Origin of the sequence: Alkalibacterium sp. f15 (assembly GCF_049389645.1) — a bacterium.
Taxonomy (GTDB): Bacteria; Bacillota; Bacilli; order Lactobacillales; family Carnobacteriaceae_A; genus Alkalibacterium.
In genome coordinates this window covers 756,326-768,224 of sequence record NZ_CP186540.1, presented here as the reverse complement: position 1 = coordinate 768,224, position 11,899 = coordinate 756,326, and the positions used below count along the sequence as shown (strand labels likewise).

Here is an 11,899-nt window from a genome sequence, read left to right as displayed (position 1 = left end):
ATTGCTTTTCACCCCTCAACCGCTATAATAAAAATGTTGTATAAAATCGGTTATAAAGGGGTGTTTTTTGTTGACAGAAGAAATCATTGTTTCCTTCAAACAAGTCGAAAAAAAATATGAAGAAGAAAGCGTACTGAAAAATATTACTTTTGATTTGGAGAAAGGCAAGTTCTATACCTTGTTGGGTCCTTCTGGCTGCGGGAAATCAACGATACTTAATATTATCGCTGGTTTCACTACCCCTACGTCAGGTATAGTCAACTTGAATGGTGAACTGGCAACGGATACGCCTCCAAACAAGCGGAAAGTGAACACCGTGTTTCAGGATTATGCTTTATTCCCACATATGAACGTATTTGAAAATGTGGCATTTGGTCTGAAAATGAAAAAATTAAATAAAAAAGAAATGGAAGAGAAAGTCAAGACAGCTTTGCGTTTAGTGCGGTTGATCGGTTATGAGAAAAGAGAAATAAGTGAAATGTCTGGTGGACAGAAACAGCGGGTAGCGATTGCACGCGCGATCGTCAATGAACCGGATGTCCTGCTTCTTGATGAACCACTTTCAGCATTAGATTTGAAATTACGTACCGAAATGCAGTATGAACTCCGTGAACTACAAAGCCGTCTGGGCATTACCTTCTTATTTGTGACGCATGACCAGGAAGAAGCCTTGGCCATGAGTGACGAGATCATGGTCATGAAAGACGGTGAAATCGTTCAAACGGGTTCACCTATGGATATTTACGATGAACCGATCAACCGTTATGTGGCTGATTTTATTGGTGAAAGTAATATCGTTGAAGGTCGGATGGTCTCTGATTATATCGTTTCTTTCGCAGGGAAAGAGTTTGCATGTGTAGACGGTGGGATGCGGTTAGGCGAAAAAGTAGAGGTGGTTATCCGGCCCGAAGATTTAGTCTTAACTGAGGCCATTACAGGAGATATTCAGTTAACTGTGGACACGCAATTGTTTAGAGGTGTGCATTATGAAATAATCGGATACGACCTGGATGGTAACGAATGGATGATCCACTCTACTAGGAGGTCAGAACCCGGGAAAGTTGTCGGGCTGAAGTTTCAACCTGAGGACATCCATATTATGCGACTGGGTGAAACTGAGGAAGATTTCGATGAGCGCATTGAACATTTTTCGTCTCCAGATAAAGGGGTCGGTGTGGATGAGTAAACAGCGTAAATTACTGTCTGTCCCGTATTATCTATGGATCGGCTTGTTTGTGATCATTCCTGTCCTTCTTTTGTTTTTTCAAGCATTTAGAGATTTAGATGGCTCATTTACCTTAGCTAATATTGAAAATTATTTTACATCACCTGTCTATTTATCGATGACGGCTCAGTCTTTTTTGTATGCTTTTTTGATTACGGTATCGACCTTGCTCATCAGTTATCCGGCCGCCTATTTTCTCACCAAAACAAAACATAAACAGTTATGGTTGCTCGTGATGATCTTACCGACATGGGTGAACATTTTACTTAAAGCATACGCGTTTATAGGGATACTCAGCCAAACTGGTATGGTCAATCAGTTATTGGCTTTCATGGGGATAGGGGCACAACCGCTCTTGTTTACCCGTTTAGGCTTTTTGATTGTTGCCACATATATTGAGATACCGTTTATGTTGCTACCTATTTTCAACGCCATTGATGACATCGATCAGTCGATGACTTTAGCGAGTCGAGACTTAGGCGCAAATGAGTGGCAGACATTCCGGTCCGTTATTTTACCCCTTTCGTTTTCAGGAGTGAAAAGTGGGATTCAAGCGGTTTTTATTCCATCCTTGTCTCTTTTCATGCTTACCCGACTTATTGCCGGGAACCGAGTGATGACGCTGGGAACGGCTATTGAACAACACTTCCTAGTGACTCAAAACTGGGGTATGGGTTCAACGATGGGTATCGTTCTGATTGTGATCATGTTTGCAGTCATGGCTTTGACGGGTAAACGCAGGAAAGGGGTCGTTCGTCAATGATCAAAAGCATCAAATGGTCTTCACTATATTTGATTGTCGTCTTTATCTTATTATATTTACCTATAGGTTACTTAATTTACTATTCGTTTAACGCAGCCGGGACAATGAATCAATTCGACGGCTTTACCTTGGAGCACTACAGAGCGCTCGCAGAAGATACGCGTTTACTCACGATTGCTCTGGACACGGTTCGAGTGGCTTTGTTGTCGGCATTAGTTGCGACTGCAGTCGGTACGTTTGGTGCCATTGGTATTTATTATTCGCGCAAAAGGCGCACACAAGGCCTGCTCTTGAGCTTGAACAACATTCTACTCGTCTCACCAGACGTTATCATTGGAGCTAGTTTCTTACTCTTGTTCACAGTCGTCGGTTTCAGGCTAGGCTTCTATTCCGTATTGTTCTCACACATCGCGTTCAGTATACCGATTGTCGTATTGATGGTACTTCCTAGGCTAGAGGAGATGAATGCCAATATGATTATGGCGGCTAGAGATTTAGGTGCGAATCAGTGGCAGGTCCTCAAAGAAATCATATTGCCCAGTATCAGTTCAGGGATTTTGGCTGGCTTTTTCATGGCCTTTACCTATTCCATCGATGATTTTGCGGTAACGTTTTTTGTGACCGGAAATGGGTTTGCCACCTTGTCCGTAGAAATCTATTCACGTGCCCGTCAAGGCGTGAGTTTGGAGATCAATGCACTCAGTACGATTTTATTTTTAGTCGCCATGGCAATTGTTGTCGGGTACTATTTTATCCAGCAGCAGCAACGAACGAAAAAGAAAACACCCGCTATGGATCAGACGAATCATGAAAAGGCGGTGATCATGTAATGAAAAAACTCACTATTTTTTCACTGCTTGTCATAGTGCTTGCAAGTGGTCTGTATTATAGTAAACTACTCATCGAGCGGGCAGAAGGAACGAGTGGTGCCGATGTGTTTCATTTATACAACTGGGGAGATTATATCGATCCGGAACTGCTGGATCGTTTTGAAGAAGAAACTGGATACCAGGTGATTTATGAAACCTTTGACTCGAATGAAGCCATGTACACAAAAGTGAAACAGGGCGGTACGGGTTATGACCTGATTGTTCCGAGTGAATACATGATCGAACGCCTGATGGAGGAAGCGTTGGTCGTCCCGCTTGATCATACAAAAATAGAGGGATTGGAACATATCGATGAGGAATTTCTTGACTTGAATTTTGATCCGGGAAATCAGTACTCTATCCCTTATTTCTGGGGAACACTGGGCATTGCCTATAATGAAGAATTGCTGGAAAAGGCACCGACCAGCTGGGAAGACCTGTATGATCCTAAGTATGAAAACAGTATCCTGATGATCGACGGGGCAAGAGAAGTCATCGGTATTGGCTTACAGACCTCGGGCTATTCTTTGAACTCTAAAGATATAGACGAATTGGAAACCGCAGCAGACAAACTTGTTTCTTTGGCACCGAATATAAAAGCTCTGGTCGCCGATGAAATAAAAATGTTTATGATACAGGAAGAAGCCGCACTGGCTGTCACTTATTCAGGTGAAGCAGCGGATATGATGTGGGAAAATGAAGCCATTGTCTATGTCCTGCCGGAAGAGGGATCCAACTTGTGGTTTGATAACATGGTCATTCCTCATACTGTTCAAAATGAAGCAGCAGCCTATGCTTTTATCAACTTTATGCTAGATCCCGAAGTAGCGGCTCAAAACGCTGACTATATCGGTTACAGCACCCCCAACAAAACAGCGATGCAGTATTTACCGGAGGAAACAACTCAAGATGAACAGTTCTACCCAAGCCAGGAAATGATTGACAACTTGGAAGTGTATGAAGACTTGGGACTGGAGTATACTGGTGTCTATAATGATCTGTTTTTGGAATTTAAAATGTTGAAATAAGATGATTCGAAGTGAGGATACAGACTGTGTTCTCACTTTTACTATGCTATAATAATTTTAAGAAGACATTAGTAAAGGAGTTATCAAGTATGAATTTGAAAGAAATGGTTGGATATAAAGCTGCGGAATTCGTGAAAGATGGAATGGTCGTAGGTTTGGGAACAGGTTCTACTGCCTACTATATGGTTGAAGCAATCGGTAAACGTGTGAAAGAAGAGGGATTAGTCATTACCGGAGTAACTACGTCGCACAGAACAGCAGCTCAGGCGAAAGAATTAGGTATTCCTTTGAAAGATATCAATGAAGTTGAATCCATCGATGTCACCATAGACGGAGCCGATGAAATTTCTGATGACTATCAGGGTATCAAAGGTGGTGGCGGCGCTCATTTGTTTGAAAAGATGGTAGCAAACCACTCCAAAGAAGTGATTTGGATAGTGGATGACAGCAAGCTCGTTCATAAACTCGGTGCTTTTCCATTACCAGTTGAAGTCGTTAAGTTTGGCTGCCAACAAGTCTTCCGTTTATTTGAAGAAAAGGAAATGGACCCAAGCTTTAGAAAAGACGATAAGGATGACTTATATTTAACCGATTCTGGAAACTATATTATCGACTTGCATTTAGAGCAAATTGAAAATCCTCATGAAATTGCCGCCTGGTTAGATTCGCTAACAGGAGTTGTGGAACACGGCCTGTTTTTAGACTGTGTAACGAAAGTGATTGTCGGAACTGAAGACGGTCCTGTTGTGAAAGACGTCAGTCGTTAAAACAATAACATTTTAGAAAAAAAGACAAGAAGAGTAACTTATCTTCTTGTCTTTTTTCTGATTATTCGAATTGAATTTTTGAAGGAGGGGATTACTATTACCGGTTCGAGTAGTATAGCATTAACTCAAAAAGGATGAGGACTCAGAGTTGCGGTTATAAGGGCGTATAGCATTAACTCAAAAAGGATGAGGACTCGGAGTTGCGGTTATAAAGGCGTATAGCATTAACTCAAAAAGGATGAGGACTCAGAGTTGTGGTTATAAGGGCGTATAGCATTAACTCAAAAAAGGTGAGGACTCAGAGTTGCGGTTATAAGGGCGTATAGCATCAACTCAAAAAGGATGAGGACTCAGAGTTGCGATTATAAGGGCATATAGCATTAACTCAAAAAAGATGAGGACTCAGAGTTGTGGTTATAAAGACTTATAGCATTAACTCAAAAAAGATCAGGCCACCGAGTGACCGTTAGAAGGGCTTCTAGCAGAGAATTAAAAGTTTGTGCACACTGAGCAGCAACTAAAACACTCAACGAACACAGACACAAAAAACAGCCCTCATCAAGTGGTTAGAAGGTGGCGTTCAGCCACCTTCCACCTCATTAAAAAAGACTATTTCGACATATGGAGAAAAAATCTCTCATAAGTAAAAATAGTCTTTCTAAATCGATATAATTAAATCTCTTTGTTATTCAACTGTTGCAACATGTCTGTCGTCATTTTTTCTAAATCAAATCGAGGTGAGAATCCCCATTCTTCTTGAGCGGCACTTGTATCAATGGCGTTTGGCCATGATTCAGCGATAGCTTGTCTGACTGGATCTACCTCATAGCTCAGTTTGAACTCTGGAAGGTGTTTTTGAATTTCACGCTCAATATCTTCGGGTGCCACACTCATCGCGCTGACGTTATAGGCGTTGCGATATTTAAGCTGCTCACTTGGGGCTTCCATCAATTGAATTATTAAATCAACAGCGTCGGTCATATACATCATGTCCATGTAGGTCCCTTTAGCTATGAAAGAAGTATAGGTATTATTTTTCGACGCTTCAAAATAAATATCCACGGCATAATCAGTTGTCCCACCGCCTGGTAAAGTTTCATGAGAAATCAATCCAGGGAAGCGAACACTGCGGGTATCCACACCAAATTTTTGGAAGTAGTAATCGCCGAGCAATTCGCCACTTACTTTCGTTACACCGTACATCGTCGTCGGACGTTGGATGGTGACTTGAGGGGTCTGGTTTTTGGGTGTTTCGGGACCAAATGCGCCGATAGAACTTGGGGTGAAAAATTTCAAGTTATGTTCACGGGCTATTTCTAAAGCATTAAGTAATCCACCCATATTCAAATCCCAGGCAAGTTTCGGTTTTGCTTCAGCAACGGCTGAAAGTAAGGCAGCCAGATGGATAAAGGTATCCACTTCATATTTTTCGACCAATGCTTTCATGCGATCGGCATCAGTGACATCAAGTTGTTCGAAGATGCCATCAGTTACGACTTTGGAATCTTTGGGTTCTCTGATATCTGTTGCTACAACATTATCTTTTCCGTATAATTCTCTCAGTTTCATAGTCAGCTCAGAACCGATTTGTCCTAAAGCTCCAGTAATTATAATTTTCTTCACAAAAAAATCCTCCGACAGTTTCAAATTTTTAAAAAATACGAGAAGAAAGAGAAAGAACAGATGCGTTCATTTCTCTTTCTTTCTTCGTTGTTAAGTTAGCTGATGACGCTTAATTCTTTCCCGACTTTTTCGTATGTTTCCAACACTTTATCTAAATGATCTTTGGTGTGAGCAGCACTAGGCATATTTCTCACACGACCCTTACCACGTGGTACAGTAGGGAAGACGATCGATTTAGCATAAACGCCTTCTTCAGTAAGACGTTTAGAAAAGCTCTGAGTCAGTTTTTCTTCACCGATAATGCACGGGGTGATCGGTGTTTCTGAATTACCGATATTAAAGCCTAACTTTTTTAGTCCTTCTTTAAGGTAGTGTCCATTTTCCCACAGACGCTCGTTCTCTTCGGTGGAGCTAGACATGATATCGATGGCTTCGATACATGCAGCACAAGCGCCAGGTGTAAGTGACGTTGAGAATAAAAATGGACGCGCACGGACTTTCAACCAGTCGATGAGATTTTGTGTTCCGGCAACGTAACCACCGACAACACCAACAGCTTTAGACAAGGTACCCATTTGGAAATCGATTTTGTCTTGCAAACCAAAATGTTTGACTGTTCCAGCCCCTTTGCCCATAACGCCTGACCCGTGGGCATCGTCGACATAGGTGATCAAATCAAATTCTTCGGCAATTTTTACAATATCCGGAAGATTAGCGACATCGCCATCCATTGAGAAGACACCATCAGTAATGTACATTACTTTTTCGTATAGACCACTTTCTGTGGCAGCTTTTGCTTTGGCGCGTAAATCATCCATATCCTGGTGGTTCACACGAATAACTTTAGCGCCTGACAGACGACAGCCGTCAATGATTGAAGCGTGGTTGAGCTCGTCTGACAAGATAGCGTCATTTTTGTTCATGACAGCTGAAATAGCACCCATATTACAGTTGAATCCAGATTGGAAAGCAACGGCGGCTTCGGTGTGCTTGAATTCAGCGATTTTGGTTTCTAGTTCCTCGTGGATCGTTTGTGTTCCGTTAATGGTACGAACTGCACCAGCTCCGACACCAAATACTTCTGTAGCTTCGATGGCCTTAGCTTTTAGGCGTTCGTCATTCGCAAAACCTAGATAGTTATTGGAAGACATATTGATCAGTTTTTTTCCGTTGATCATGATTTCTGCGCCGTTAGGTCCTTCAAGGACATCTATTTCGTTATAAAGACCGTTATCTTTGAGTTCTTTCAAATTTTCTTCTAAAAAGGTATTCAATTTTTGACTAGTCATGAAATCTCTCCTTTTGTAATGTGTTCAAAATTCTCATGTTAATTTTACCACTCTTTTAAAAAATCGTATAGTAATCCTCTGGTTTATTGGAAGATTCTTATCGTCTCTTAGTTAAATTACCTTCTTATTTCAAGAATTTATGCTAAACTAATCTATATAACTAACTAGAACTGGAGTGGAAAACTGATGAGAATGATCGATTTGATTGATAAAAAACAACATGACCAAGCTTTAACAGAGAATGAGATTAAGTGGATGATAACAAACTATACGTCAGAAGCTATTCCTGATTACCAAATGAGTGCGATGGCAATGGCCATTTACTTTAATGGCATGAACAATGAGGAACGCAGCGCTTTGACTATGGCTATTGTTGAATCAGGGGAACAAATTGATTTATCTTCCATAGAAGGAGTCAAAGTGGATAAACACTCAACCGGTGGTGTAGGGGATACAACAACACTGATTTTAGCACCATTAGTTGCCAGTGTCGGCGTACCTTTTGCAAAAATGAGTGGACGTGGACTGGGTCATACGGGTGGGACAATCGATAAATTAGAGGCCATTCCAGGATTTAACGTGGAAGTCTCTCAAGAAAGATTTGTCGAATTAGTCAACAAGAACAAAGTAGCTGTCGTGGGACAATCGGGTAATTTAACTCCCGCAGATAAAAAGCTGTATGCCTTACGTGATGTAACGGGTACGGTAGAATCGATTCCATTGATAGCAAGCTCGATTATGAGTAAAAAAATAGCCGCCGGTGCGGATGCCATTGTATTAGATGTTAAAATAGGTGCCGGTGCCTTTATGAAGAACGTTGAACAAGCGAAAGAATTGGCTGAAACAATGGTAAATATTGGTGAAGCTGTTGGAAGAAACACTATGGCGGTTATTTCTGATATGAGCCAGCCACTTGGTAATGCAATTGGTAACGGCCTGGAAGTGAAAGAAGCGATCGATACGCTTAAAGGGAATGGACCCGCAGATTTAACGGAACTTTGCTTGGTTTTGGGGAGTCAAATGGCTTATTTAGGTGGTGTTGGTTCTTCTCTGGAAGAGGCACGCGCTAAACTCGAAGAGAACTTGCACAACGGCAAAGCATTAGAAGTGTTCAAAACCTTTGTGGATGCACAAGGGGGCGACGCTACAGTTGCTGATGATCCAGAAGGCGTTTTACCGAAAGCTAAGTATTCACAAGATGTTTTGGCTAAAGAATCCGGTAAAGTTTCTGAAATCGTTGCTGATCAGATCGGTATCGCTGCAATGATGCTGGGGGCTGGACGTGAAACAAAAGAAAGTGACATTGATTTAGCTGCTGGGATATATATGCACAAAAAAATTGGAGATGCTGTCGAAAAAGATGAAGCGTTAGTGACGGTTTATTCCAACAAAGAGATCAAAGAAGAAGTAATAACTAAAATCTTGAACAACATCAAAGTGGCAGAATCAGCTGAAATACCAACACTGATACATGAAATTATTCAATAATAGAAACGACAAAAAACACAAAAGAGAAGCGGTTGGATACGTTCGGTATCTGGCGCTTCTCTTTTATATTTGGAGATAAAGGTGTGCTATACTAACGTGACAACTATTTTTCGAAAAACACAGAAAGGAGAAAGATAGATGAAAAATGAATCCGTACTTAGTGGCATGAAGGCGAGTATGCCGATCATGGTTAGTTATCTTGCCTTGGGTCTCGCCTGTGGCATTGTTTTATATGATGCCGGGTTTAATGTCTTAGCTATCTTTCTCATGAGTAGTCTCGTATATGCGGGAGCTGCTCAATTTTTAGCAGGAAGCATGGTAGCCTTAGGCGCAACAGTTCCTTCAATCATATTGATGGTCTTCTTCTTGAACTTAAGACATATTTTGATGTCGGCAAGTATTTCCAAATATGTCAAAAGGAAACCACTGAGCTATTTAAGTGTGTTCAGTCATACGCTATCTGATGAATCATTCGGGATCAATTACTCCAAGTTTCAAAAAGATGACTGGACGACCAATGAAGCACTGGTCACCAATCTTTTCAATTATTCCGCCTGGGTAGTGAGTACGGTGTTAGGTGGTGTTATTGGCAGTCAGGTTTCCATTGACACACTGATCATGAATTACGCTTTGATTGCGATGTTTTTATGCATGATGGTGCTGCAGTTCGTTTCAAAAGAACATATTATCGCCGGCATCGTTGCTGTCGTGCTGTCCGTCTTGTTCACTTTACTGCTTAAACACAATATCGCTTTGGTTTTAGCGACGATCATTGCGTCTTTTGTTGGTTATTATTTAGAAAAGAGAACAGTGGTAAAAGGAGTGAGGGTCAATGACTAGTCAAACATGGGTGCTGATCTTAGGAATGGCGATAGTCACTTATATTCCGAGGTTTCTGCCGATCTTACTTTTGAGTAAAAAAGAAATCTCTCCGTCATTCAGTCGCTGGATGTCATATATCCCTGTTTCGATCTTTGCATCTTTAGTAGCTTCGGATATATTCTTTTGGGAAGATTCCTTTTCGTTACAACCGTTTACTAATATTAAACTTATTCCATCTGTGCTCGTCTTGATCGTAGCCTACAAAACGAAAAGTTTGCTCTGGTCCATGCTAACAGGCGTTCTTTCAATGACGTTGTTTTGGATGTTGTAAAAAGAGAGCTATCAAACTGAATAAAGCTTAATAGAAACAAAAAACAGTCATGAGGTTAATCATGACTGTTTTTTTGAATTTAATGATGAATAGAGGGTTCTTTTAAGATCTTTTCGCCTAAAGCGTTGGCCCATTCTTCTGTCCAGCAGAATGAATAAGGCACACCGTATTTTTTTCTCAAAGTCTTATACCTTTTCATTCGTGCCCAAGACCAGGAAACAATGCCAATGACTATAAGATAAAAGGGACCGAGTAGTAGAGACTGATAAGTATGTCCATACTCGTGAACTGATAGCCTGTCACACTGTTCCTTTAAACGTTTTTTATTGTTTTGCGTTCGTATAAGTAATACCTCTTCACCCTCATTAGGCGTGAAGATAAATAAACCGAGAGATATCCCATTAAATGATGACCATTTGGTCCGGATACTTCCATGATAAAAATCATGGGGTGCCTTGAAATGAAATAGGAACAGGAAGAATCCCAATAACGTCTGGAAAAAGCCCCAAGTTAACTGGATAAGTATATATAAAGGGACCCAGGCGTAGTTAAACAATACATGTGTTGAATTTGAATGATTCATACGCCACCTTCTTCAGTTGGAATTAGATCTAGCTAGTTTTCAAAGAGTTTTAGAACGAAAAGCGTAGCGCGATTTGTCAATGTTTCTAGCTTCACACCAGTCTGCAGTAGCTCCTGAAATGATTATATCCGTCTTTCTTAAGTCATCGATAGATTCCGCCCCGAGTAAAGTCATGATCCGTTTGATTTCTTCTTTCCAATGATTAATGGTCAGAATAGCCTCATCTACATCGTCCAGTGCCATATGCATGATTTGACTCGAAAGGCCGTTGATCGAAGCGCCAAGCGCTAATGACTTGACGATTTCCATCGGGCGTCTGATACCTCCAGAAGCAATGATCGAAGCCGATTTGACACTTTCTTGTGCTTCAAGAAGAGAGACGACGGTGGATTGCCCCCATTCTTCAAAATCATCCAGCTTGAAGTCTTTTCTGCGATAATTTTCTATTCGAGCAAAGTTTGTTCCGCCTTTTCCGGAAATATCGATAAGCTTTACACCAATAGATTCGAGCAGGGCCACTGTTTCTCTAGACATGCCGAAGCCTACTTCTTTAACAATGACCGGTAAAGGTAAGCCATTAACTATAGATTGAAGATTCTCTATCCAGTTTGAAAATTCACGGTCACCTTCCGGCATAACGATTTCCTGAGGTGCATTTAAATGAATCTGAAGGGCATCTGCACCGAGTAAGTCAACAGCGCGTTTGGCGTTCTCTAAACCATGTCCGGCACCTAAGTTAGCGAAAACGAGACCATGAGGGTTCGTCTGTCGAACAATTTTAAAAGAACCGGCTTGAGAAGGATCTTTAAGGGCAGCGCTGACTGAGCCAGTAGCCATCGCCAAATCTGTCTCTCGGGCGATGGTAGCTAGTTTTTCGTTAACTTTGCCGGTCCATTCACTCCCGCCGGACATGGCATTGATGAAGAAAGGGGAGGAGAATTGCAGATTATCTAAAGAGACAGAAAGATTTATATCCAAGACATCGCGTCGTGGAAAAGAGTGATGAACGAATTTTATATCATTAAACGAAGAATGACCCTGATCATAAAATTTTTCTGATAATGAGACATGTTCATTTTTACGGTTATTGGTTTTCGGCATAAAGCACACT

At 41.2% G+C, this 11,899-nt stretch carries 12 protein-coding genes; 8 read left to right on the top strand and 4 right to left on the bottom strand.

The genetic code is table 11. The features are described 5' to 3' along the window. The first annotated feature begins 70 nt into the window (after positions 1–70). The 5 genes from ACO1PF_RS03785 (at position 71) to rpiA (ending at position 4,652) form a co-directional block, all read left to right on the top strand. Complete coding sequence (locus ACO1PF_RS03785) at positions 71–1,186, top strand: ABC transporter ATP-binding protein (RefSeq protein WP_423190495.1); 1,116 nt, start codon at positions 71–73, stop codon at positions 1,184–1,186. Beyond that, positions 1,179–1,988 (top strand): ABC transporter permease, encoded by an 810-nt coding sequence (locus ACO1PF_RS03780; protein WP_423190024.1) that lies wholly within the window; start codon positions 1,179–1,181, stop codon positions 1,986–1,988. Before ACO1PF_RS03785 ends, ACO1PF_RS03780 begins: the two co-directional genes overlap by 8 nt. Next, entirely contained in the window at positions 1,988–2,818 is an 831-nt protein-coding gene (locus tag ACO1PF_RS03775; RefSeq protein WP_423190494.1) for an ABC transporter permease, read from the top strand. Before ACO1PF_RS03780 ends, ACO1PF_RS03775 begins: the two co-directional genes overlap by 1 nt. Next, on the top strand, positions 2,818–3,885 hold the full coding sequence (locus tag ACO1PF_RS03770) for an ABC transporter substrate-binding protein (RefSeq protein ID WP_423190023.1): 1,068 nt from the start codon (positions 2,818–2,820) through the stop codon (positions 3,883–3,885). The genes ACO1PF_RS03775 and ACO1PF_RS03770 overlap by 1 nt, the downstream gene beginning before the upstream one ends. Before the next feature lie 89 nt (positions 3,886–3,974). After that, entirely contained in the window at positions 3,975–4,652 is a 678-nt protein-coding gene (gene rpiA, locus ACO1PF_RS03765) for a ribose-5-phosphate isomerase RpiA (protein WP_423190022.1), read from the top strand. Between the two features lie 672 nt (positions 4,653–5,324). Here the strand turns inward: rpiA and ACO1PF_RS03760 are convergent. Beyond that, positions 5,325–6,275 (bottom strand): L-threonine 3-dehydrogenase, encoded by a 951-nt coding sequence (locus ACO1PF_RS03760; protein ID WP_423190021.1) that lies wholly within the window; start codon positions 6,273–6,275, stop codon positions 5,325–5,327. Positions 6,276–6,370: 95 nt separating this feature from the next. Continuing rightward, on the bottom strand, positions 6,371–7,564 hold the full coding sequence (locus ACO1PF_RS03755) for a glycine C-acetyltransferase (protein WP_423190020.1): 1,194 nt from the start codon (positions 7,562–7,564) through the stop codon (positions 6,371–6,373). A gap of 186 nt (positions 7,565–7,750) precedes the next feature. On the opposite strand from ACO1PF_RS03755, the gene ACO1PF_RS03750 reads away from it, so the two are divergent. The 3 genes from ACO1PF_RS03750 (at position 7,751) to ACO1PF_RS03740 (ending at position 10,205) form a co-directional block, all read left to right on the top strand. Further along, entirely contained in the window at positions 7,751–9,052 is a 1,302-nt protein-coding gene (locus ACO1PF_RS03750; protein ID WP_423190019.1) for a pyrimidine-nucleoside phosphorylase, read from the top strand. A gap of 138 nt (positions 9,053–9,190) precedes the next feature. Then, a complete protein-coding gene (locus tag ACO1PF_RS03745; protein WP_423190018.1) occupies positions 9,191–9,892 on the top strand; it encodes an AzlC family ABC transporter permease in 702 nt (233 codons plus the stop codon). Continuing rightward, positions 9,885–10,205 carry an AzlD domain-containing protein gene (locus ACO1PF_RS03740; RefSeq protein WP_423190017.1) on the top strand — a complete coding sequence of 107 codons (321 nt, stop codon included), beginning with the start codon at positions 9,885–9,887 and terminating at the stop codon, positions 10,203–10,205. The genes ACO1PF_RS03745 and ACO1PF_RS03740 overlap by 8 nt, the downstream gene beginning before the upstream one ends. A 79-nt stretch (positions 10,206–10,284) precedes the next feature. On the opposite strand, the gene ACO1PF_RS03735 is transcribed toward ACO1PF_RS03740, so the two are convergent. Together ACO1PF_RS03735 and fni are read right to left on the bottom strand one after the other, a co-directional pair. Next, complete coding sequence (locus ACO1PF_RS03735; RefSeq protein WP_423190016.1) at positions 10,285–10,788, bottom strand: hypothetical protein; 504 nt, start codon at positions 10,786–10,788, stop codon at positions 10,285–10,287. 39 nt (positions 10,789–10,827) lie between these two features. Next, complete coding sequence (gene fni, locus ACO1PF_RS03730; protein ID WP_423190015.1) at positions 10,828–11,889, bottom strand: type 2 isopentenyl-diphosphate Delta-isomerase; 1,062 nt, start codon at positions 11,887–11,889, stop codon at positions 10,828–10,830. Positions 11,890–11,899 lie beyond the last annotated feature (10 nt).